This window comes from Bradyrhizobium cedriense, from assembly GCF_054602315.1.
This window is the reverse complement of record NZ_JBTSWB010000007.1, coordinates 309578-332909: the sequence shown is the minus strand read 5'-3', so window position 1 is coordinate 332909 and position 23332 is coordinate 309578. Positions and strand designations below refer to the sequence as shown.

The window sequence follows — 23332 nt, the reverse complement described above, 5'->3', positions numbered from 1 at the left end:
ACATCGCCGTCCCGATGCTGTTGACGCAGATCATGGCCCGCAAGGCGGGAGGCCAGGGCGGGTGAGGAGTGCCGCGCAGGCAAGGGCCTGCCGCTACTTCATCGCCGAGCTGATCGAGTTGAACTTGTTGTTGAGCAGCGCGCCGCCCGTGTTGTTCACGACGGTCACGATGGCCAGGGCAATTCCGGCGGCGATCAGGCCATACTCGATCGCGGTTGCGCCATTCTCATCGGCAAGGAAGGACCTAAACAGACGCATTGCCAACTCCTGTTCATCCGATCCGATGGATGGTCGCCTCGTTATCGGACTCGAAAATCGATCGAATAAGTCTTTGCGCGCCAAAAGAATTAAGCCCCGGGCGATCGCGCCTCCGCTGATACGACGGAGTCCATTAAATTAGGGTTCCGTCGATGGGTCCAAATGGATTCAAATCGCGGCCCCCACGCGGGCTGCGCGGCCGACGTCCCCGTTGAGGCGAGATCGTCCGGCCGCTTAACCGATTGTTGAGCCTGTTCGTCGATCGGCGCTGCAAGGACATCTCCATTGCGCTCATCCACGCCGGCCGTCCGTATTCAGCGCCCGCAACATGGCGATGCGTGCGAACATCACCCAGCCGCCGCCGGTCTCGGCCGCATTGATCAAGGTTTCGATCGCCGTCTGCCAATGCGCCTCGTGCTGGGCGTCCTCGGGCAGCTGCATGATGTAGTCCGCGGCCTCCTGCAGCGTGAGCAGCTTGCGCTTGTTGCTGACGCGAACGGGATCGTCGAAAGCCGTCGACCAGGGCATGTCAGGCCGGCCGGTCGGCGAGGAGAGACATCACGGGGCGATCGCGGGGGTACGATGCGGCTAGCCGACCTTCTTCGCCCGCGCCGGAGCCCGCGCCGGCTTGTCGGCCTTCTTCGCGGCGTCCCTGGGCGCAGTCTTTGCCGCAGCCTCCTTGCCGCCCTTGCCGGCGATCGGCAGCAGCATCTCCCGCTGCCCCTCGACGCGCTTCTTCGGCTTCTTGCCCTTGACGGACTCCCTGGCGACCCCCGCCGCGGGAGCCGCGTCCTTCTCGCTCGCGAGGCTCTTCTTCAGCGCGTCCATCAAATTGATGACGTTGCCGCCGGTCTTCGGTGCCGCCTTGGCGGTAATCGGCATGCCGCTGCGCTTCTTGTTGATGAGGTCGATCAGCGCGGTCTCGTAATGGTCCTCGAACAGCTCGGGCTCGAACGCGCCGGACTTTTTCTCGACGATGTGCTTTGCGAGGTCGAGCATGTCCTTCGTGAGCTTCACGTCCTGGATCTCGTCGAAATAGTCCTTCTCGCTGCGGACCTCGTAGGGGTAGCGCAGCAGCGTGCCCATCAGCCCGCTATCCAGCGGCTCCAGTGCAATGATGTGCTCGCGATTGGTCAGCACCACGCGGCCGATCGCGACCTTGTCCATGCTGCGGATGGTCTCGCGGATCACCGCATAGGCGTCGTGGCCGACCTTGCCGTCGGGCACGAGGTAGTAGGGACGGATCAGGTAGCGGTTGTCGATGTCGGCCTTGGGCACGAACTCGTCGATCTCGATCGTGTGGGTCGAGTCCAGGGCGATTTCGTCGAGCTCGTCCTTGGTGACCTCGATATAGGTGTCGGTGTCGACCTTGTAGCCCTTGACGATGTCCTCGGACGTCACCTCGTCACCGGTCTCGGCGTCGACCTTGAGATACTTGATCCGATGACCGGTCTTGCGGTTGATCTGGTTGAACGAGACTTTCTCGGTATCCGAAGTGGCTGGATAGAGCGCGACCGGACAGGTCACGAGCGACAGACGCAGAAAACCCTTCCAATTGGCGCGGGGGGCCATGGGCTACTCCAGACGCAACAGAGGACAAGCGCTAAGGATAACATCGCCCAGGTCCGAATCATAGCAACCGCCGGCATGGAATCTCGCAACGGCGTTAATCGCGGCCTGTACCGCATTGCCGGAGCACGCCCATGGCCGGAACATCGCCCGCGATCACGCGTTGCTCCCGCACGACATAACCGCGAGAAGGTCGCGGCCATCCGACGCGACAGCGAGAGATTGAGGTTACCATGGCAACCACGCGAGAGCAGAAGCGGATCGTGGAAACTCCGACCGAGGCGCGTCAGGGCGAGCCTGGACCCTCGGTGGCGGCGCTGCTCGCCATCTCGACCGGGCTCGCAATCCTGATCCTCGCCGTCGTCTGGTTCGTCTTCTTCCGCACCTGACGGCCGGATCAGGGCGGCCGGACCTTCCGGCTCGCCGCGCAACCCGGCACACACTGCGCCCGCCATGCCGCCGGCTCGTCCCGCGGCCTGGCGGGCGCAGTCGCATTGGCTCGTAACAGGTCGTATATGACCAAAAAGTAACGGAGCCCGGTTCCCCGCGTTCATATTCAGTTCACGCCGGAATTGCTCATCTCTTATGGTGTATTCATGCAGCCTGTTCTTGCAGCCTATCTTTGGAGAGACGCGTGCGCCTGCTCGTTGTTGAGGACGACCCCGATCTCAATCGCCAGCTCACCAAGGCGCTGACCGACGCCGGCTATGTCGTCGATCGGGCCTTCGACGGGGAGGAGGGGCACTATCTCGGCGACAACGAGCCGTATGACGCCGTGGTGCTGGACATCGGCCTGCCGAAGAAGGACGGCATCTCGGTGCTGGAGGCTTGGCGCCGCAACGGCCGCACCATGCCGGTCCTGATCCTCACCGCACGGGACCGCTGGAGCGACAAGGTGCAGGGCTTCGATGCCGGCGCCGATGACTATGTCGCAAAGCCGTTCCATCTGGAGGAGGTGCTGGCACGCATCCGCGCCCTGCTGCGTCGCTCGACCGGCCACGCGCAGAGCGAGCTCAGCTGCGGTCCCGTCACGCTCGACACCCGGACCGGCCGGGTCAGCGTGTCAGGCAATCCCGTGAAGATGACTTCGCACGAATATCGGCTTCTGGCCTATCTGATGCACCATTCCGGGCGGGTGGTCTCGCGCACCGAACTGGTCGAGCATCTCTACGACCAGGATTTCGACCGCGACTCCAACACCATCGAGGTCTTCGTCGGACGCATCCGCAAGAAGCTCGACGTCGACATCATCCAGACCGTCCGCGGTCTCGGCTATCTCCTGACCCCGCCGCCTGCGCCGGGCGCCTGAGGCCCGGGCTTCGAGCGGTCCGGGCTTGACGGCCGCGCTGACACGGGCCTTGTTCGGCCCATGACCTCCGACTGCCTGACTTCCAGCCCGTGCCGGGACCGTTCCGATGGCCGCTAGCTCGCTTGCGAACCGACTGTTCTTGTCGGCGACCGCCTGGCTCGTGGTGATCCTCGCCATCACGGGCGTCGTGCTGTCGTCGGTCTACAAAGATGCCACCGAGCGCGCCTTCGACCGCCGGCTCAATCTCTATCTGCGCACGTTGATCGCGGAGGTCGCGACCCCCGACGAGCCGCCGGATCGGCAGTTCCAATCGCTTGGCGAGCCCCTGTTCGAGCTGCCGCTGTCCGGCTGGTACTGGCAGATCACGCGGACCGACACGGAAAAGCCGGAGGTCCGCTCCTCGCGCTCGCTCTGGGACAAGAAGCTGCCGAAGCTGGAAGAGCAGGGCGCCGAGCTCACCGCCGCCGGCATCCGCCTCGCCTATGTCGACGGACCGGAAGGGCAGAACCTGCGCATGGTCGAGCGGCCGGTCGATCTCGGCGCCGATGGCAAATTTCTCGTCAGCGTCGCCGGCGACGACACCGAGATCTTCGACGAGACGCGAAGCTTCGACTACTATCTCGGCGGCACGTTCACGGCGCTCGGCATCGTGCTGCTGCTGACGACCGTATTCCAGGTCCGCTTCGGCCTCGCGCCGCTCAAGCGCATCTCGGAATCGATCGCCGACATCCGCTCTGGGCGGGCAGAACGTCTCGAGGGTGAATTCCCGGTCGAGATCGCGCCGCTGGCGCGCGAGACCAACGCGCTGATCGATGCCAATCGCGAGATCGTCGAGCGCGCGCGCACCCATGTTGGCAATCTCGCCCACGCGATCAAGACCCCGCTCTCGGTCATCGTCAACGAGGCCGGCGCCCATGCGGCCGATCCGTTCGCAGCCAAGGTGATGGAGCAAGCGGACCTGATGCGCGACCAGGTCGCCCATCACCTCCAGCGTGCGCGCATTGCGGCGCGGGTTTCGGTGGTCGCGACCGTGACGGAAGTGGCGCCTGCCATCGAGGCGCTGCGGCGGACCATGGAGAAGATCCATCGCGACCGCGACATCGTGGTCGAGGCCAAGGCCGATCCATCCGCAAAGTTCCGGGGCGAGCGGCAGGATCTTGAGGAGATGGTCGGCAATCTCGTCGACAATGCCTGCAAATGGGCAGCTTCGCGCGTCTTCATCGAGGTGCGGGTCGAGACGCCGCACCAAACCGGCGCCGGCCCGCGCCTGCGGATCATCGTCGACGACGACGGGCGGGGCCTGTCGGAGGCCGAGCGCGCGCAGGTCTCCCGGCGCGGCCAGCGGCTCGACGAGTCCAAGCCCGGCTCGGGGCTCGGGTTGTCGATCGTGACCGATCTCGCCGCGCTCTATGGCGGCAGCCTTTCGCTCGGCTCTGCGCCAAACCGTGGCCTGCGCGCCGAACTGGTCCTTCCTGGAGTATAATCCCTTGTTGCCACGAGGCTTTTTCCCGTCGTCGACACGCGTCCAGGGAAAACCGGCGGCATTCGAAGCCACTTCCTAAACGGCTTCTTAAGTGGCGACCTCCTAAGATCGGCCCCCGGACGCATCCCATGTCCGCCAATTTACCGTGCATTACCCGGGCGCATGAGCCAGACATCGATCGAGCGGCTGACGGAATATCTCGCGCAGCTCCCGCCGCAGTCGCAGGCGTTGCTGATGCGGGAGTTCGAGCGCGCGCTGGAGCGCGGTCAGGATACGGCCGTCGCGACCCTCGTGCTCGATCAGTTGCGCAAGATCGTCCGCAAGACCGAAGCCGACGAAGCTCCGCCGCCGCGGACGGACGATCTGTCGCGGCTGCTGTTCCAGGTGCTGGAACCGTTCCTGGTCGAGGCGGGCGTCCCGATCCGGGTTGGGCAGATCCGCCGCTCGTCGCTCCAGCCGATCTGGCAATGGCTCGGCCGTGACGGCGCCCCGGACAAGATCAGCGAATTCGAGGCGGCGCTGTCGCGCATCCCGGCCGACAATGCAGGGCAGGTCGAGGTCCTCGCGCAAAAGCTCCAGACGGTGGCCGCGGATGCGATCCTCGAGTTGACGGGGCCGGGCGGCGGCGACAAGTCGCGCGCGATGGCCCGCGTCGGACCGCCGAACGTGATCGAGGACCTCTATTCGATCGGGGCGGTCCTCCAGGTCCGTGAGGCCATCGCCACCTTGAACGAGAAGCTGCCGCGCTTCCTGCGCGCCTTCGGCGATCCCCAGATCGCCTCGGTGACGTCCGCGCTCAACATACCCGCGCTTCAAACGCCTCAGATGCTGCCCTTCGCGCTTTCGATGGTCGTGCAGCGGATGACCGCCCCCTGGCAGATCATCCGCCTCGCCATCAAGATTGCCGCGTCCGACGACGAGATCCGCGTCGCGGCGACGCCTTATGGCGCTGCCGTCACGATCGCGCTGCATGATCTGTCCTGCGTGGCCGCGATCCTTCGCATGGACATCAAGCGCGGCCATTTCGACAACGTCGCCGGCAATCTCAAGACGCTGCACGACGGCGTGCGTGGCCTGCGCACCGAGCTAGACCTGCGCAACGATTCCGCTTGGGGCAAGCAGTTGACCTCGATCCGGGCCGACATCTCCAATGCACTGCAATCCGAAATCGACAGCGTTCCCGGCCGCGTTCGCCGTATCCTGCGCCAGCGTCCGGAGAAGGACATTCCGCCGGGCGCGCGGATCGACAGCACCGAGGTAGAGGAGGCGGTGGCGCTGATCGACTTCGTCGCGACCTGCCGCAACTATGCGAGCGAGCTCGCGATCAACGAGGTGACCCTGCGGACCTATTCCGATCTCCAGCAGTATGTGGAACGGTCCACCGAGCAGCTGGTGCAGTCGCTGCGCGCCGCCGATCACAAGGTCCGCACCTATCGCCAGCAGCAGGTCCAGGCAGCCATCCGCTTCTGCCAGGTGCTGTTCGGCGACGACTACGCCTCGCTGATGAGTCGCGCGGCAGAGAACGCGCTCACCGGCGAGCGCAAATCGTCGCGCGCGGGCTGATCAAGCGAAAATTTGGTGATCACAATTTCTGGTTGACGGTATCGATGACGCGCCGTACGGTCCCCGAGCAAGTTCGGGAATCTCTATCTGCACGCGCATGAAGTCCATCATCAGCTCCGTCGAAATCGAGAACCACGTCATTACGGCCAAGTACCAACGATTGATGGTGGGCGCGAAGGTGGTGCTGGTTGAGAAGGAAAGCGGCCGGCAATTCCCGGAGACGGTCACCAGGGTCGCCTCTCCGGTTCCGGTCGGAGCGCTACGCATCCGGTTGCCCGATGCGATCAGGCCGGGAACATACTTCCTGAAGGTCTATAACGGGCACGGCGAGGATGCCGCGCAGAGCGCGGACTTCGAGATCGGCTAAGCCGTTGGAGTTTCACCGTTTCGGGACCGTGCGCGGTTCGAGCCGATTTGACAATTGTCAATTGCCGCATCGTCCGGCCGTGGTGTAAAGGCACCTATAGGCGCGGTTCTTGCGCCGCCGGAAGCTTGCCAGATGACGTTATGGTTCGTGTTCGCGCTGATGACGGTCGCGGCGATTTTCGCCGTGCTCTGGCCGCTTGGCCGCAGCAGCCGCGCACAAGATCAGGGCAGCGAGGTCGCGGTCTACAAGGACCAGTTGGCCGAGATCGAGCGTGATCTCACGGCAGGATTGATCCCTGCGCCGGAGGCCGAGGCGGCGCGCGTCGAGATCAGCCGCAGGCTGCTCGCGGCAGCGGCCAGCGAGCCCGCAACGGCGCCGAAGTCGAGCCTCAAATGGCGCCGTGCGGCGGCTGTGCTGGCGCTCGCCGGGCTGCCGCTCGTTGCGGCCGGCATCTACATGCCGCTCGGCTCACCGAGGCTTCAGGACTTTCCCCTGGCGCAGCGGGAGCGCGGGTCCGGGATGGCACAGTCTCTCGAGAACCTTGTCGTGCAGGTCGAGCAACATCTGGAAAAGAATCCGACCGACGGGCGCGGCTGGAACGTGCTCGCACCCGTTCTGGAGCGGCTCGGCCGCTTCGACGACGCGGTGCGCGCCTATCGCAACTCGCTCACCTACAATGGCGAGAGCGCGGAGCGCCGGTCCGATCTCGGCGAAGCGATCTCGGCTGCCGCCGGAGGCGTGGTGACTGCCGAGGCCAAGGCCGAGTTCGAGCGAGCTCACGCCTTGAACGCTGATGATCCCAAGGCAAACTACTTCCTGGGTCTTGCCGCCGAGCAGGACGGCCGCAAGGGCGATGCAGCCACGATCTGGCGCGCGCTGCTCGCGAAAGCGCCGGGGGATGCGCCGTGGCGTGCCCTGGTGCAGTCCTCGCTCGCGCGGGTCGGCGGGGGCGACACGATGCCCGCGCTGTCCGATGAGACGATTGCTGCCTCCAGGGATCTGGCTGAAGGCGATCGCAACGCGATGGTGCGCGGCATGGTCGATCGTCTGGCGACGCGGCTCAAGCAGAATGGCGACGATGTCGAGGGCTGGCTGCGCCTGGTGCGCGCCTATCTCGTGATGGGCGAGCGCGACAAGGCTGTGGGAGCCTCGGCCGATGCTCGCCAGGCGGTTGCCAGCGACGCGGACCGGCTGCGCCAGCTCAACGAAGGCCTGAGGACTCTCGGGCTCGGCGGATGACGATTTCGGAACGAGACGAGCGGAGAACGGATACGCCATGACGCGCAAGCAGCGACGTATGACCATCATCGGCGGCTCGCTCGCGGTGCTCGCGCTCGCGGCCGCGCTGGTGCTCAACGCACTTCGCGACTCCATCGTGTTCTTCTCGACGCCGACCATGGTCGCCGAGAAGCATGTCGAGCCAGGCAAGCGGTTTCGCCTCGGCGGGCTGGTGCAGCCCGGCTCACTGCAGCGTGGCGACAATCTTGCGGTGACCTTTGAGGTCGCCGACGGCAATGCCAAGCTGCCGGTCGCCTTCAAGGGCATCCTGCCTGATCTGTTCCGCGAGGGGCAGGGCGTCGTTGCCGAAGGGGCACTCGACGCCAACGGCGTGTTCAAGGCCGATACCGTCCTTGCCAAGCACGACGAAACCTACATGCCCAAGGACGTCGCCGATGCCCTGAAGAAGCAGGGGCACTGGAAGGACGATTACGATGCCAAGGGACCAGCCGGAAGCAAACCTGCGGCCACGACGGCGCAGGGCAATCCGCAGGGAGCGGTGCGGTGATCGCGGAGTCCGGACATTATGCGCTGGTGCTGGCGCTCGCTCTCGCACTGATCCAGTCGATCGTGCCGCTGATCGGCACGCGGCTGCGCGACGCCGCCCTGATGAACGTGGCGCGCTCCACGGCGCTGGCCCAGCTGCTGTTCGTCGGCGCCTCGTTCACGGCGCTCGTGATGCTCCACGTGAATTCGGATTTCTCCGTCGCCAACGTGTATGAGAATTCCCACTCGATGAAGCCGCTGCTCTACAAGATCACCGGCGTGTGGGGAAACCATGAAGGCTCGATGCTGCTGTGGGTGTTGATCCTGGCGCTGTTCGGGGGGCTGGTCGCGGCCTTCGGCAACAATCTGCCGCTGTCGCTCCGCGCGCACGTGCTCGCCGTCCAGGCGTGGGTCGCCAGCGCCTTCTACCTGTTCATCCTCATGACGTCGAACCCGTTCCTGCGCATCGCCAATCCGCCGATCGAGGGACGCGATCTCAATCCGGTGCTCCAGGACATCGGGCTCGCCGTGCACCCGCCGATGCTCTATCTCGGCTATGTCGGTTTCTCGATCTCATTCTCCTTCGCAATTGCCGCGCTGATGGAGGGCCGGATCGATGCGGCCTGGGCGCGCTGGGTGCGGCCTTGGACGCTGGTGGCCTGGATCTTCCTGACGCTCGGCATCGCCATGGGCTCGTACTGGGCCTATTACGAGCTCGGCTGGGGCGGCTGGTGGTTCTGGGATCCGGTCGAGAACGCCTCGCTGATGCCCTGGCTCGCCGGCACCGCACTGCTGCATTCGGCGGTGGTGATGGAGAAGCGCAACGCGCTGAAGGTCTGGACCATCCTGTTGTCGATCCTGACCTTCTCGCTGTCGCTGCTCGGCACCTTCCTGGTTCGCTCGGGAGTCATCACCTCCGTGCACGCCTTCGCCACTGATCCGACCCGAGGCGTGTTCATCCTGCTGATCCTCTGCCTGTTCATCGGCGGCAGCCTGTCGCTGTTCGCGGGCCGCGCGACGTCGTTGAAACAGGGCGGCCTGTTCGCGCCGGTCTCGCGCGAGGGCGCGCTGGTGCTGAACAACCTGCTGCTCACGGTGGCCTGCGCGGTCGTGCTGTTCGGCACGCTCTATCCGCTGGCGATGGAGATGCTCGCCGACTTCAAGATGTCGGTCGGCGCTCCCTTCTACAATCTCACCTTCGCCCCGCTGTTTACCCTGCTGCTGCTCGCGGTGCCGTTCGGGCCGATGCTGGCGTGGAAGCGCGGCGATCTGCTCGGCGTGACGCAGCGCCTGCTCGCGGCGGGCGTTACCGGGCTCGTCGCCGTCGCCATCGCCTGGGGCTGGGCGACTGGCGGCAGCACGCTGGCGCCGCTCGCGATCGGGCTCGGCGTCTTCGTCATTGCGGGCGCCGTGACCGACATCGTCGAGCGGACGGGCCTGGTTCGCCAGCCGTTCGCAACGGTGCTGAACCGGGCCCGCGGCCTGCCACGGTCGTCCTGGGGCACGGCATTTGCGCATGCCGGCCTCGGCGTCGCGCTGATCGGGATCGTCTGCGAAACCACCTGGAACAGCGAATACATTGCGACGATGAAGCAGAACGACGTCGCCCATATCGCCGGCTACGACGTGAAGCTCGACGGGCTGTTTCAGCGCCAGGGTCCGAATTTCCGCGAGATGATCGCCGAGTTCAAGATCAGCCGCGATGGCGAGGCGCTCACGGTCATGACGCCGTCGAAGCGCAGCTTCACGACGCGCGGCTCGTCGACGACCGAGGCCGCGCTGATGACCAGCGGCGCGAGCCAGCTCTATGTCTCGCTCGGCGACGCCACCGCCGAAGGCGCCATCGCCGTGCGCATCTACTACAAGCCGATGGTGCTCATGATCTGGTGGGGGCCGGTGCTGATGGCGTTCGGCGGCGTGCTCTCGCTCTCCGACCGCCGCCTGCGGGTCGGTGCGCCGAAACCGGCGCGGGCCAAGCAGCGCCTCCAGCCCGCGGAGTGATCCGATGCGCCGGATGATGGCCACGTTCATCGCGTTGATGCTGCTGGCCTTGCCCGCGGCCCACGCCGTCCAGCCCGACGAGATCATGTCGGATCCCGCCAAGGAATCGCGCGCGCGGGAGCTGTCGCGCGAGCTGCGCTGCATGGTCTGCCAGAACCAGTCGATCGACGATTCCGACGCGCCGCTCGCGCGCGACCTGCGGCTGCTTGTGCGCGAGCGCATTGCCGCCGGCGACAGCAATTCTCAGGTGCTCGACTTCCTGGTGGCGCGCTATGGCGAGTTCGTGCTGCTGAAACCGCGCTTCGAACGGCAGAATCTTCTGCTGTGGCTGCTCGGGCCGGTGCTGTTGCTCGGCGGAGCCTTGGCGCTGTGGCTGCAGATCCGGCGCCGCGCGCGAAGCGGTGCAGACGTACCAGCACCGCCGCTCTCGCCGGAGGAGGAGGCGCGCGTCGCCGCGTTGATGTCGGACGACGCCAAATCTTCCTGACGTGCAACCGCTTAGTGGAACGTAGACCGCCAGCCGCGGCCGCGCGCTTCATGCTATTTTGACCTTTGTCTGGAAACTTGTTGCGAGATCAATTCCAGCCTCTGAGCCCTCCCGATGTTCGCGAACAGCAATCTGACGATCCGCTTCCTGGTCGGCGCCGTCGTTGCTGCGTTATTGTTCCTGCTGGGCATCGGCGGTGGTACCGGCTTCGTCGCGGTGCTCTATCTCAACAACGAGATCACCAGCCTGTCGTCGCAATTTGCCGCGCTGAGCGGTCCGGCGCGCGACCATGCGATGCAGATCTACCAGCAAGCGCAGACCGCGTTCTCCTGGTTCCTGATCGCCTGCGGCGTGATTGCGGTCCTCGCCGCCGGGATCTGCCTCGTCACCTGGTTTGCGGTGCGCAACGGCATCCTCACCCCCTTGGCGGCGATCGTGCATGCCATGCGCGAGGTCGCTGACCAGAAGTTCGAGACAGCCGTTCCGGGGCTCGGCCGCACCAACGAGATCGGCCTGCTTGCCGGCGCGCTCGAGGTCTTCAAGACCAACGGCCTCGAGCGGCGCCGCCTCTCCGAGCAGCAGCTGCATGAAGCGCAGCATCAGGCCGAGCGGTCGAAATTCCTGGACGACCGGATCAAGCGCTTCAACGATCTGGTCGCCAGCGTCGTCGCCAGCGTGGCGTCATCGGCCGTGCATCTGAAGACCAATGCCGAGACGCTGTCGCGGACGGCCAACGACACCAGCACCAAGGCCAATGCGGTCGCGAGCGCCGCGAGCCAGGCCAGCACCAGCGTGCAGACGGTGGCGGGGTCTGCCGAGGAGATGACGAATTCGATCGGCACCATCAGCCGCCGCGTCACGGACGCGACCCAGCGCGCCGAGGGCGCGGCGTCACAGGCGGTGAAAAGCCGCGATACGATCCACACGCTGTCGGATGCCGCCGAGAAGATCGGCGAGGTCGTCCAGCTCGTGCAGGCGATCGCATCGCAGACCAATCTCCTGGCGCTCAACGCCACCATCGAGGCGGCGCGGGCAGGGGAGGCCGGCAAGGGATTTGCGGTGGTTGCCTCCGAGGTGAAGACTCTCGCCCATCAGACCAGCAAGGCGACGGAGGAGATCACCTCCCATGTCGCCAGCATTCAGGGCATCACTGCAGAAACCCGCGGCGCGATCGACGCCATCTCCAAGACGCTGTCGGAGATTTCGTCCATCATGTCCGGCATCGAGATCGATACCGCCCAGCAGCGGAATGCCACGCAGGAGATCACGCGCAGCGTCCAGGACGCCGCGCGCGGCACGCTCGACGTCTCCAACCATATCGTCCAGATCACCTCGACGTCCGCGGAGACCGGCCGCATGGCCGCCGAGGCGCGGGATTCGGCTGTCGACCTGTCGCAGCAGGCCGAGACTTTGAAGCGCGAAGTCGACGAGTTCATCGTCAGCGTCAGGGCAAGCTGAGCGGCGAAAATCGCGCCTTGCGTCTCGGTGTGGGAACTCGATTAAGTTCCTGTAGGACCTCTATTTTCGGTCTGTGCTAAACTGCCGCATCCATCTTCTCCCTTCATTACGAAAGTTTAACCCCGCCGCCAGCGCGCGGTAAGGCGGGAGTCCCCATCTTCAGGTCCGCAAGGTGCCGGGATCGGCGCCAAAAGGAATTCAAGGCCCCTGGAGATTTCTGCATGACCGACCGTATCGATCTTTCGAACCTTCCGTCGTACCGGCAGCCGCGCCGCTCGGTGTTCTCGGCGCGCAAGCTCGCGCTGATGGCTTCGGTCGTCGCCGGTCTCGGCGCCGCCGTCTATGGCTATGGCTCGTCGACCTCGCCGGCCGACCTGTTCTCCAGTCCGGCGCATGCGCAGGTGAACAACGAGGTTCGCAAGGTCGAGCGTCCCGTCGGTTTCGCCGACGTCGTCGAACGCGTGAAGCCGTCGGTGATCTCGGTGAAGGTCAACATGAAGGAGAAGACCGCGAGCAACGATGACGGCGATGACTCGTCCTCACCGTTCCAGCCGGGCTCGCCGATGGAGCGCTTCTTCCGCCGCTTCGGGGGGCCGGATGGCATGCCGGGCCTGAAGGGTGGTGGTCGTGGCCGCGTCGTGCAGGGCCAGGGCTCCGGCTTCTTCATCTCGGCCGACGGCTATGCCGTGACCAACAACCACGTGGTCGACGGCGCCGACAAGGTCGAGGTCACCACCGATGACGGCAAGACCTACACCGCCAAGGTGATCGGCACCGACCAGCGCACCGATCTCGCCTTGATCAAGGTCGAGGGCAGCTCGAACTTCCCGTTCGCCAAGCTCGCCGACAGCAAGCCGCGGATCGGCGACTGGGTGCTCGCCGTCGGCAATCCCTTTGGTCTCGGCGGCACGGTGACCGCGGGCATCGTCTCGGCGAGCGGCCGCGACATCGGCAACGGTCCCTATGACGATTTCATCCAGATCGACGCACCCGTGAACAAGGGCAATTCCGGCGGACCCGCCTTCGATACCAATGGCGAGGTGATGGGTGTCAACACCGCGATCTACTCGCCCTCGGGCGGCAGCGTCGGCATCGCGTTCTCGATTCCGGCCAACACCGTGAAGAGCGTGGTCGCGCAGCTCAAGGACAAGGGCTCGGTCAGCCGCGGCTGGATCGGCGTTCAGATCCAGCCCGTGACTTCCGACATCGCCGACAGCCTCGGCATGAAGAAGGCCGAAGGCGCGCTGGTGGCGGAGCCGCAGGCCAACGGTCCGGCCGCCAAGGCGGGCATCGAGTCCGGCGACGTGATCACGGCGGTCAACGGTGAATCCGTCAAGGACGCCCGTGAGCTCGCCCGCACCATCGGCGGCATGGCGCCAGGGGCCACCGTGAAGCTCAACGTGCTGCACAAGGGCCAGGACAAGGTCGTGAACCTCACCCTCGGCCAGCTGCCGAACACGGTCGAGGCCAAGGCCGACACCGACAAGGACAGCGGTAAGGGTGCCAGCCGTGGCACTGACGTGCCCAAGCTCGGCATGACCGTTGCCCCCGCCAACTCCGTGGCCGGCGCCGGCAAGGAAGGCGTCGTCGTCACCGAAGTCGATCCGAAGAGCGCCGCGGCCGAACGCGGCTTCAAGGAAGGCGACGTGATCCTCGAAGTCGGCGGCAAGAGCGTGGCCACCGCCGGCGAAGTCCGCGACGCCATCAACGCGGCACGGACCGACAGCAAGAACAGCGTCCTGATGCGCGTGAAGAGCGGCGGCCAGTCGCGCTTCGTCGCCGTGCCCATCGCCAAGGGCTAGGCCTTCAGGAGGCTTACGAGATGAAGGGTGTCGCCGGCATTAGTCGCCCCCGCCGACGGCCCCTTCGGGGAAGCAGCGCAACGTTCGCTTCCCCTTACTACCTTCCGGTGGAATTACGCCCCCCTCCGTCGGAAGGCCTAGGGCGGTGAGGTCCCCCCAGCCTCACCGCCCGCCTTTTCCCGCCCCGAGACTCTCCCGCTCGGCTTGCATGCGATTGCCGCTCGCGCCATGTTTAGAGAAGGTTCCCTCCCTTGACCGCCGCTGAACGCACGATGCGCCTCCTCATCATCGAAGACGACCGCGAATCCGCCGACTATCTCGCCAAGGCGTTTCGCGAAGTCGGACACATTGCCGACCACGCCGCTGACGGCGAGGAGGGCCTCGCCATGGCCGAAAACGGCGATTACGACGTGCTGGTGGTCGACCGCATGCTGCCCAAGCGCGACGGCCTGTCGCTGATCGGCGCGCTGCGCGACAAGGGCAACACGGCGCCGGTGCTGATTCTCTCCGCGCTCGGTCAGGTCGACGACCGCATCAAGGGCCTGCGTGCCGGCGGCGACGACTATCTGCCGAAGCCCTATTCTTTCGCCGAGCTCCTGGCCCGCGTCGAGGTGCTGTCGCGCCGTCGTGGCGGCCCCGCCGAGGACACGCTTTATCGCGTCGGCGATCTCGAGCTCGACCGGCTGTCACATCGCGTCGCCCGCGGCAAGGACGAGCTGACGCTCCAGCCGCGCGAATTCCGCCTGCTCGAATACCTGATGAAGCACGCCGGCCAGGTGGTGACGCGCACCATGCTGCTCGAGAACGTCTGGGACTATCATTTCGATCCGCAGACCAACGTGATCGACGTGCACATTTCGCGGCTGCGCTCCAAGATCGACAAGGGTTTCGAGCGGCCGCTACTGCACACGATCCGCGGCGCCGGGTACATGATCCGTGACGGCATTCGGTAAACTCGTCCGCACCACGGCATTCCGGCTCACGCTGGTCTATCTGCTGCTGTTCGCGATGTTCGCGGCCTCGCTGCTGGCCTATTTCGCCTGGAATACGCGGCGGCTGATCACCGAGGAAATCACGCAGACGGTGAACTCCGAGACCTCGGAGATCAACGAGATCTACGGCCGCCGCGGCCTGCGTGGCCTCGTGCTCGCGATCGAGTACCGGGCGCTGCGGCCGGGCGCCAACCTCTATCTGGTGACCACGCCGACCGGGCAGGCGATCGCCGGCAATGTCGGCTCGCTCGCGCCCGGCGTGATGGCGACGCGCGGCTGGTCGGAGACGGCCTACCGGCGGATCGAGGACACCGACGAGCGCGATCATCGCGCGCTGGTGCGCGTCACCGAGCTCGAGAACGGCTTCCGTCTTCTGATCGGCCGCGATCTCGACGAGCGGCGTCGCCTGTTCGGCATCGTGGCGAAGGCGGCGCAATGGTCGGTCCTGATCGTCGTCGTGCTTGGCCTCGGCGGCGGCATCTTCGTCGCGCGTAGGGTGCTGAGGCGCATCGACGCGATGACCGGCACCACCCAGCGGATCATGACCGGTGATCTCAGCGAGCGCCTTCCCGTGGGACGCAGCGGCGACGAACTCGACCGTCTCGCCGAGAACCTCAACGCGATGCTGGAGCGGATCGAGGCGCTGATGGCGGGGCTGAAGGAAGTCTCCGACAACATCGCCCACGACCTCAAAACGCCGCTAACGCGCCTGCGCAACCGCGCCGAGGAGGCCCTGGCGAAATCGGGCTGCGAGGCCGATTACCGCGCCGCGCTGGAGCGAACCATCGAGGAATCCGACGGACTGATCCGCACCTTCAACGCGCTTCTGATGATCGCGCGCGCAGAATCCGGGCAGGCGCGCGGCAACATGGACGACTTCGATGCCGCCGAGGTCGCGGGCGGTATCCACGAGCTCTACGAGCCGCTCGCCGAGGACGACGGCATGACCCTGAAGGTCAAATGCGAGCCGGCGCCGGTTCATGCCAATCGCGAACTGATCAGCCAGGCGCTCGCCAATCTCGTCGAGAATGCGATCAAATACGGCAAGCCGGCGGCGCAGGCCGCGGGAACCGTGGTCAGCATGGACGCGAGGCAGATCACGATCGAGGCCAGGCGCGATGGCGATCAGGTGCTGCTCAGCGTCACCGATCGTGGCCCGGGGATCCCCGAAGCGGATCGCAAGCACGTCGTCGAGCGATTCGTGCGGCTGGAGGCCAGCCGCACGCTGCCGGGCTCCGGCCTCGGTCTCAGCCTCGCCTCGGCGGTTGCGACATTGCATGGCGGCGAACTGCGCCTGGGCGATGCCCATCCCGGTCTCGTCGCCACGCTCGTGCTGCCGGCGCGCGCCGGTGCCGGCGACAGGGTTGCTCCGCCAATGCCGGATGTGCCACAGAAGGTGGCATGAACCACTCCGCGCCGGGAAACGCGGACAAGCATGGTGAGAGGCTGGCCGCACGCTTCGCGGCGGCTCCCCATATTGCCGCTTCCACAACCGACGAACGACGTCTCGAGAATTGGCTGGCCGAGCTCGAGCCGGCGCAATCGGCCCGTCTCGATGGGCTGCTGGGCCATCCTTTCGCCCGCAACATCCTGGCCGGCATCGCGGAATTCTCACCCTATCTGTTCGATCTGGTGCGCGCCGATGCGCTGCGCCTGATCCGGCTGCTCGAATGCGACCCGGATGCGCATCTGGCGGCGTTGATTGTGGAGGCGCGGAGCGCGGTGTTGGCGGCCTCCGACGAAGCCGAGGTGATGCGGCTGCTTCGCCGGATGAAGGCGGAGGCCGCGCTGCTGATCGCGCTGTGCGATATCGGCGGCGTCTGGCCGGTGATGCGGGTGACGGCGGCGCTGACCGACGTCGCGGTGTCTTCCGTGCAGGCCGTGCTTCAATACCTGCTGCGGCAGGAAGCCGCACGCGGCAAGCTCTCGCCGCCCAATCCCGAGGCGCCCGAAGAAGGCTGCGGGCTGATCGTGCTCGCGATGGGCAAGATGGGCGCGGGCGAGCTGAACTATTCCAGCGATATCGATCTCATCGTGTTCTTCGATCCCGATGCGACGACACTGGCGGCGGACATCGAGCCGCAGCCGTTCTTCGTCCGTGTAACGCAGGGGATGGCGCGAATCCTCCAGCAGCGCACTTATGACGGTTACGTCTTCCGCGTCGATCTGCGCCTGCGGCCCGATCCGTCTTCGACGCAGGTGGCGATCTCCCGCGACGCCGCGCTGAGCTACTACGAGCGGGAAGGGCGCACCTGGGAACGCGCTGCGATGATCAAGGCGCTTGCCTGTGCCGGCGATGCAAAAGCAGGCGAGGCCCTGCTCGCGGAAATCGCGCCCTTCGTCTGGCGCAAGCATCTCGACTTCGCCGCACTCGCCGACGTGCACGACATGAAGCGGCAGATGCAAACCTACCGCGGCCAGAGCGAGATCGCGGTCGAGGGGCACAACGTGAAGGTCGGGCGCGGCGGCATCCGCGAGATCGAGTTCTTCGCGCAGACGCAGCAGTTGATCGCGGGCGGCCGCCATCCGGAGTTGCGGGTGCGGCCGACGCTCAGAGCGCTCGATGTGCTCGCCTCCAGCAAGTGGATCACCCCTGCGGCGTGCGAGGAACTGGCCGCGGCCTACGAATTCCTGCGCCGGGTCGAGCATCGCCTCCAGATGATCGCCGACGAGCAGACCCACACGCTGCCCGAGGACAAGCAGGCGGTCGAGCGCTTCGCCTGGTTCTTCGGCTATCCGGACCGCGAGGCCTTTGCGCGCGACCTCTTGCACCAGCTCCAGATCGTCCAGGGTCACTACGAAAAACTGTTCGAGGGCGACGATCCGACCGGGACGGCCAAGCTGCCGACGCTGGACTATAGTGCGGGTCCGGACGATCCGCGCCTGCTCCAGCACCTGATGGCGCTCGGCTTCAAGAAGCCGGCCGCCGTCGCGCAGACCGTTCGCGACTGGATCACCGGCGATTATCGTGTGTTTCGCGTTGAGGCGACGCGAAGCGCCTTCGTCGAATTCGTGCCGACACTTATCGACGGGCTTGCCCATGCCGAGGAGCCCGACCGCGCCGTCGTGGCGTTCGATCATTTCCTCGGCGCGCTCCAGCGCGGCGGCCGGCTGATCACGCTGCTCGGCCAGAACCGCGATCTCGTGGCGCTGGTTGCCCTGGTGCTGGGCGCAGCGCCCCGGCTCGGCGAGATGCTGGCGCGGCAGCCGCAGCTCATGGACGGCCTGATCGATCCCCGCTTCTTCGGCGCCATGCCGGACCGGCAGGAATTGTCGGGACGGTTAGCTGCGACCGTGCAGGACGCCGGCTCATACGAAGAGTTCCTCGACCGCCTGCGTCAGTTCGGTCAGGAGAGCCTGTTCCTGATCGGCACGCGCATCTTGTCCGGCACGGTCTCGGCGCAACAGGCGAGCACGGCCTTTGCCGACGTCGCCGAAGGCATCGTCCACACCGTTCATGGCCTCGTCGCCGATCGCTTTGCCGCCCAGCACGGCCGCATCAAGGATCAGCAGACCGCTATCGTCGCCATGGGCCGCCTCGGCAGCCGCGAGATGACCGCCTCGTCAGATCTCGACCTGATCCTGCTCTACGATTTCGACGGCGAGAATCCGGACTCCGATGGTGCGAAATCCCTGCACGGTGCCCACTATTTCGCCCGCTTCACCCAGCGCCTGATCAGTGCCTTCACCACGCGCACCAATTACGGCGTGCTCTACGAGATCGACATGCGGCTGCGGCCTTCGGGACGTGCCGGTCCGGTGGCGTCGAGCCTCGTCTCGTTCGCGGACTACCAGGCCAACGAGGCCTGGACCTGGGAGCACATGGCGCTGACGCGCGCCCGCGTGGTCTCGGCATCGCCCGAATTCCGGGAACGGATCGAGTGCGTCATCCGTGATGTCCTGACCCGCCGCCGCGACCCCGCAATCACCGCCAACGACGTCGCGGACATGCGGCGCGCGATCGCGCAGGAGAAGGGCGAGGCCGATTGCTGGGATCTCAAACATGCCGCCGGCGGCATGGTCGACATCGACTTCATCGCGCAATACCTCCAGCTCGTGCACGCGCAGGACAAGCCCGAGATTCTCGATGTCGGCACCATGCAGGTGCTGGAAAATGCATGCAGGCTCGGCTTTCTCCCTCAGTCGGAGACCGCGATATTGCGTGCCGCGGCGCGGCTCTATCACGACCTGACGCAGATCCTGCGGCTGTGCGTCAGCGAGCGCTTCAAGCCGGAGACCGCCGGCACCGACCTTCTGCGCGTGATGGCGCGCGCCGGCGACGCGCCGGATTTCTCATCCCTCGAGGCGCGTGTGAAGGAGACGCAGAGCGAGGTGCGGCGCGTGTTCAGGGCGCTGCTGGAAGGGACGTAGCCTTCAACGAGGTGAGAGCCTCGCGCACATCAGGTTCGAGGCCCGCGCCGCCGGCATCGAGATGGGCGAAGATCGCGCGCTTCATTCGGGGATCCCAGAATTTCTTGATGTGTTCGGCGATCCCCGGCACGGCCTTGTCATGGCCCTGGCTCTGGAAGAACCTGCCGATCTGGTTGGCCATGTAGATCAGGCGGTCAGGCGACATCGGCAATCTCCGTGGCATGGCGCGCGACGATCCGGCTGCGATGCGAAAATATTTCGAACCCGTCCTGCCGCGCGACCGCGATCAGGGTGATGCCGGCGGCTTCCGCCGTGCGTACCGCGAGCGCGGTCGGCGCGGACATGGCGACCAGCACGGGGACGCCGATTGCGGCCGTCTTCTGCACCATCTCCACCGAGACGCGGCTCGTCAGCAGCACCATGCCGCAGCCCGCATCCGCGCGGCTGCGCGCCAGCGCGCCGGCGAGCTTGTCGAGGGCGTTGTGACGGCCGACATCCTCGCGCAGCGCGACGATGCCGCCTGGAGGGGACCAGAACGCGGCGGCGTGAACGGCGCGGGTCTGCAGATTGATCGATTGCAGCGGCGCGATGGCCTGCATCGCCGTCATGATCTGTTCCGGCGTGAAGAATTGCCCCTGCGTCACGACGGAAGCCGGTCGCACCGCCTCGGCAATGGACTCGATGCCGCAGATGCCGCAGCCAGTGGGTCCCGCGACGTGGCGACGACGCTCGCTGATCCGCGCGGCATCTTCCGCTGCAAGCCACATGCGGAGCTCGATGCCGTCGTCGATGCGGACCACTTCCAGCGAGCGGATGTCGTCGACTGACCTGACGATGCCTTCGCTCACGCTGAATCCGACCGCGAAATCTTCCAGATTCTGCGGCGTTCCCATCATGACGGCATAGGTGCCGCCATTGTAGGTCAGCGCCAGGGGCGTCTCCTCTGCAATGAATCGCGTTCCTTCGGACGCCACGCCGTTGCGCCAGATTCCGCGATCGATGGCCTGGACCGGCACGTGCATGCCGCTACTCCGCGGCTTCGGCCGGCACGATGCGGCGGGACTGCCGCGCCTGTGCGTCATAGGCCTTCTGCCAGTCCGACGGCCCGTTCGACGGCGAGACCTGCACCGCCGTCACCTTGTATTCGGGGCAATTGGTGGCCCAGTCCGAATAGTCGGTCGTGATGACGTTGGCTTGCGTGTCCGGGTGGTGGAAGGTGGTGTAGACGACGCCGGGCGCGACGCGGTCGGTGATCTCCGCGCGCAGCGTGGTCTCGCCGGCGCGGCTCTTCAGCCGCACCCAGTCGCCGTCACGCACGCCCCGCTGCTCGGCATCGTGCGGATGGATCTCGAGGCGATCCTCGGCATGCCAGACCACGTTCTCGGTCCGCCGCGTCTGCGCGCCGACATTGTACTGGCTGAGGATGCGGCCCGTCGTGAGCAGCAGGGGATAGCGCGGGCCGGTACGCTCGTCGGTCGCGACATATTCGGTGACGACGAACTTGCCCTTGCCGCGCACGAAGCCGTCGATGTGCATCACCGGCGTGCCTTGCGGCGCTTTGTCGTTGCAGGGCCACTGCACCGAGCCGAGCTCGTCGAGCTTGGCATAGGAGACGCCGGCGAAGGTCGGCGTCAGCGCCGCGATCTCGTCCATGATCTCGGAAGGACGATTGTAGTTCATCTCGAAGCCCATGGCCTTGGCAAGGCCGATGGTGACCTCCCAGTCGGCCATTCCGTTCTTCGGCGACATCACCTTGCGCACGCGCTGGATGCGGCGCTCGGCGTTGGTGAAGGTGCCGTCCTTCTCGAGGAAGCTCGAGCCGGGCAGGAAGACGTGGGCGTAGTTGGCGGTCTCGTTCAGGAAGAGATCGTGGACGATAACGCATTCCATTGCCGACAGCGCCGCCACCACGTGCGAGGTGTTCGGATCGGATTGCAGGATATCCTCGCCCTGCACGTAGATCCCCATGAAGGTGCCCTCGACCGCGGCATCGAACATGTTGGGGATGCGCAGGCCGGGCTCCGGGTTGAGCTTGACGTTCCACAGAGCCTCGAACTGGTCGCGCACGGCATCGCCCGAGATGTGGCGATAGCCGGGCAGCTCGTGCGGGAACGAACCCATGTCGCAGGAGCCCTGCACGTTGTTCTGGCCGCGCAGCGGGTTCACGCCGACGCCGGGGCGTCCGACATTGCCCGTCGCCATCGCGAGATTGGCGATCGCGATCACGGTGGTGGAGCCCTGGCTGTGCTCGGTGACGCCGAGGCCGTAATAGATCGCGCCGTTGCCGCCGGTGGCGTAGGTGCGGGCGGCTTCACGCAGCACCTTGGGATCGACGCCGGTGAGGATCGCAGTGGCTTCCGGGCTGTTCTTCGGTTGGGCAACGAACGCCGCCCATTCCTCGAACTCGCTCCAGTCGCAGCGCTCGCGCACGAAGGCTTCGTTGACGAGGCCCTCGGTGACGATGACATGCGCCAGCGCGGTCATGACCGCAACGTTGGTGCCGGGCATCAGCGGCAGATGCAGCGCCTTCACATGCGGCGATTCCACCATTTCGGTGCGGCGCGGGTCGATCACGATCAGCTTGGCGCCCTGGCGCAGTCGTTTCTTCAGGCGCGAGGCGAACACCGGGTGAGCGGACGCGGGGTTTGCGCCGATCACGACCACGACGTCGGTGTCTTCCACCGAGTCGAAATCCTGCGTGCCGGCGGAAGTGCCGAAGGTGGTAGCGAGGCCATAGCCGGTCGGGGAGTGGCAGACGCGGGCGCAGGTATCGACATTGTTGTTACCGAAGCCGGCGCGGATCAGCTTCTGCACCAGATAGGTCTCTTCATTGGTGCAGCGGGACGAGGTGATGCCGCCGATGGCGTCGCGGCCGTACTTCTTCTGGATGCCGCGCATCCTGGCGGCGGCAAACGAGAATGCCTCGTCCCAGGACACCTCGCGCCAGGGATCCTCGATGCGATCGCGGATCATCGGCTTGAGGATCCGCTCCTTGTGGTTGGTATAGCCCCAGGCGAAGCGGCCCTTGACGCAGGAATGGCCACGATTGGCCTTGCCGTCCTTGTAGGGCACCATGCGCACCACTTCCTCGCCGCGCATCTCCGCCTTGAAGGCGCAGCCGACGCCGCAATAGGCGCAGGTGGTGACGACCGAATGCTCGGGCTGGCCGATCTCGATCACGGACTTTTCCGTCAGCGTCGCGGTCGGGCAGGCCTGCACGCAGGCGCCGCAGGAGACGCATTCGGAGCCGAGGAAGCTCTCGCTCATGCCGGGCGAGACGCGGCTGTCGAAGCCGCGGCCGGAGATCGTCAGCGCAAAGGTGCCTTGCACCTCCTCGCAGGCGCGGACGCAGCGCGAGCAGACGATGCACTTGGAGGGGTCATAGGTGAAGTAGGGGTTGGACTCGTCCTTCGGCATCCAGTGATCTTTGGTGCAGCCGTCGGTCCTGGCGAAGACGTGGTTCTCGCCCTCATAGCCGTAGCGCACGTCGCGCAGGCCCACGGCGCCGGCCATGTCCTGCAATTCGCAATCGCCATTGGCGCCGCAGGTGAGGCAGTCGAGCGGATGATCGGAGATGTAGAGCTCCATCACGCCCTTGCGCAGCTGCTTCAGCCGCTGGGTCTGAGTGTGCACGATGAGGCCCGGCATCACAGGCGTGGTGCAGGAGGCCGGCGTGCCGGCGCGGCCCTCGATCTCGACGAGGCAGAGCCGGCAGGAGCCGAATGCATCGACCATGTCGGTGGCGCAGAGCTTCGGGATCTGGTGGCCGGCGTCCATCGCGGCCCGCATGATCGAGGTGCCCTCGGGCACCGTGACCTCTTTGCCGTCGATGGTCAGCGTCACCATCGATCCCGATTTGGAAGCCGGCGTGCCGAAGTCGATTTCTTCGATCAGAGACATTGTCGTTC

General features: G+C 65.9%; 20 protein-coding genes. 14 read left to right on the top strand and 6 right to left on the bottom strand.

Annotation, left to right across the window (positions count from 1 at the left end; genetic code table 11):
* Positions 1 to 93 precede the first annotated feature (93 nt).
* The 3 genes from ACYCVF_RS26980 to ku all read right to left on the bottom strand — a co-directional run bounded on the left by ACYCVF_RS26980 (position 94) and on the right by ku (position 1830).
* Positions 94 to 258: a Flp family type IVb pilin gene (locus tag ACYCVF_RS26980; RefSeq protein WP_459601442.1), complete on the bottom strand. Its 165-nt coding sequence runs from the start codon at positions 256 to 258 to the stop codon at positions 94 to 96.
* 291 nt (positions 259 to 549) lie between these two features.
* A complete protein-coding gene (locus tag ACYCVF_RS26975; RefSeq protein WP_459601440.1) occupies positions 550 to 786 on the bottom strand; it encodes a hypothetical protein in 237 nt (78 codons plus the stop codon).
* 60 nt (positions 787 to 846) lie between these two features.
* Positions 847 to 1830 (bottom strand): non-homologous end joining protein Ku, encoded by a 984-nt coding sequence (gene ku / locus ACYCVF_RS26970; protein ID WP_459601438.1) that lies wholly within the window; start codon positions 1828 to 1830, stop codon positions 847 to 849.
* A 230-nt stretch (positions 1831 to 2060) separates the two neighbouring features.
* On the opposite strand from ku, the gene ACYCVF_RS26965 reads away from it, so the two are divergent.
* From ACYCVF_RS26965 to ACYCVF_RS26900, 14 genes are all read left to right on the top strand, one after another.
* A complete protein-coding gene (locus ACYCVF_RS26965) occupies positions 2061 to 2216 on the top strand; it encodes a hypothetical protein (RefSeq protein WP_196232375.1) in 156 nt (51 codons plus the stop codon).
* A 245-nt stretch (positions 2217 to 2461) separates the two neighbouring features.
* A complete protein-coding gene (locus ACYCVF_RS26960) occupies positions 2462 to 3136 on the top strand; it encodes a response regulator transcription factor (RefSeq protein ID WP_011085905.1) in 675 nt (224 codons plus the stop codon).
* A gap of 106 nt (positions 3137 to 3242) precedes the next feature.
* Positions 3243 to 4619 carry an ATP-binding protein gene (locus ACYCVF_RS26955; RefSeq protein ID WP_459601436.1) on the top strand — a complete coding sequence of 459 codons (1377 nt, stop codon included), beginning with the start codon at positions 3243 to 3245 and terminating at the stop codon, positions 4617 to 4619.
* Positions 4620 to 4781: 162 nt separating this feature from the next.
* Positions 4782 to 6182 carry a hypothetical protein gene (locus tag ACYCVF_RS26950; RefSeq protein WP_459601434.1) on the top strand — a complete coding sequence of 467 codons (1401 nt, stop codon included), beginning with the start codon at positions 4782 to 4784 and terminating at the stop codon, positions 6180 to 6182.
* 97 nt (positions 6183 to 6279) lie between these two features.
* Positions 6280 to 6549, top strand: a complete 270-nt coding sequence (locus ACYCVF_RS26945) for a hypothetical protein (protein WP_459601432.1) — start codon at positions 6280 to 6282, stop codon at positions 6547 to 6549.
* Between the two features lie 132 nt (positions 6550 to 6681).
* The gene (ccmI, locus tag ACYCVF_RS26940; protein WP_459601430.1) at positions 6682 to 7788 is read left to right on the top strand and encodes a c-type cytochrome biogenesis protein CcmI; all 1107 of its coding nucleotides are present in this window, start codon (positions 6682 to 6684) and stop codon (positions 7786 to 7788) included.
* Between the two features lie 37 nt (positions 7789 to 7825).
* On the top strand, positions 7826 to 8335 hold the full coding sequence (ccmE, locus tag ACYCVF_RS26935; protein WP_459601428.1) for a cytochrome c maturation protein CcmE: 510 nt from the start codon (positions 7826 to 7828) through the stop codon (positions 8333 to 8335).
* Positions 8332 to 10314, top strand: coding sequence for a heme lyase CcmF/NrfE family subunit (locus tag ACYCVF_RS26930; RefSeq protein WP_459601426.1), 1983 nt, complete (start codon positions 8332 to 8334; stop codon positions 10312 to 10314). Before ccmE ends, ACYCVF_RS26930 begins: the two co-directional genes overlap by 4 nt.
* Before the next feature lie 4 nt (positions 10315 to 10318).
* Positions 10319 to 10801, top strand: a complete 483-nt coding sequence (locus ACYCVF_RS26925) for a cytochrome c-type biogenesis protein (protein ID WP_459601424.1) — start codon at positions 10319 to 10321, stop codon at positions 10799 to 10801.
* Positions 10802 to 10915: 114 nt separating this feature from the next.
* On the top strand, positions 10916 to 12259 hold the full coding sequence (locus ACYCVF_RS26920; protein ID WP_459601422.1) for a methyl-accepting chemotaxis protein: 1344 nt from the start codon (positions 10916 to 10918) through the stop codon (positions 12257 to 12259).
* Positions 12260 to 12480: 221 nt separating this feature from the next.
* Complete coding sequence (locus tag ACYCVF_RS26915) at positions 12481 to 14061, top strand: Do family serine endopeptidase (RefSeq protein ID WP_459601420.1); 1581 nt, start codon at positions 12481 to 12483, stop codon at positions 14059 to 14061.
* Between the two features lie 272 nt (positions 14062 to 14333).
* A complete protein-coding gene (locus ACYCVF_RS26910; RefSeq protein WP_035699648.1) occupies positions 14334 to 15014 on the top strand; it encodes a response regulator transcription factor in 681 nt (226 codons plus the stop codon).
* Complete coding sequence (locus ACYCVF_RS26905) at positions 14998 to 16458, top strand: sensor histidine kinase (protein WP_459601417.1); 1461 nt, start codon at positions 14998 to 15000, stop codon at positions 16456 to 16458. Before ACYCVF_RS26910 ends, ACYCVF_RS26905 begins: the two co-directional genes overlap by 17 nt.
* Complete coding sequence (locus ACYCVF_RS26900; RefSeq protein WP_459601415.1) at positions 16455 to 19424, top strand: bifunctional [glutamine synthetase] adenylyltransferase/[glutamine synthetase]-adenylyl-L-tyrosine phosphorylase; 2970 nt, start codon at positions 16455 to 16457, stop codon at positions 19422 to 19424. The genes ACYCVF_RS26905 and ACYCVF_RS26900 overlap by 4 nt, the downstream gene beginning before the upstream one ends.
* On the opposite strand, the gene ACYCVF_RS26895 is transcribed toward ACYCVF_RS26900, so the two are convergent.
* From ACYCVF_RS26895 to fdhF, 3 genes are read right to left on the bottom strand one after another with little or no spacing between them, the layout of a single operon-like run.
* Positions 19399 to 19629 (bottom strand): formate dehydrogenase subunit delta, encoded by a 231-nt coding sequence (locus ACYCVF_RS26895; RefSeq protein WP_459601413.1) that lies wholly within the window; start codon positions 19627 to 19629, stop codon positions 19399 to 19401. The genes ACYCVF_RS26900 and ACYCVF_RS26895 overlap by 26 nt on opposite strands.
* Positions 19619 to 20446, bottom strand: coding sequence for a formate dehydrogenase accessory sulfurtransferase FdhD (gene fdhD / locus ACYCVF_RS26890; RefSeq protein ID WP_459601411.1), 828 nt, complete (start codon positions 20444 to 20446; stop codon positions 19619 to 19621). Before fdhD ends, ACYCVF_RS26895 begins: the two co-directional genes overlap by 11 nt.
* Before the next feature lie 4 nt (positions 20447 to 20450).
* Positions 20451 to 23324: a formate dehydrogenase subunit alpha gene (gene fdhF / locus ACYCVF_RS26885; protein WP_459601409.1), complete on the bottom strand. Its 2874-nt coding sequence runs from the start codon at positions 23322 to 23324 to the stop codon at positions 20451 to 20453.
* Positions 23325 to 23332: the final 8 nt, after the last annotated feature.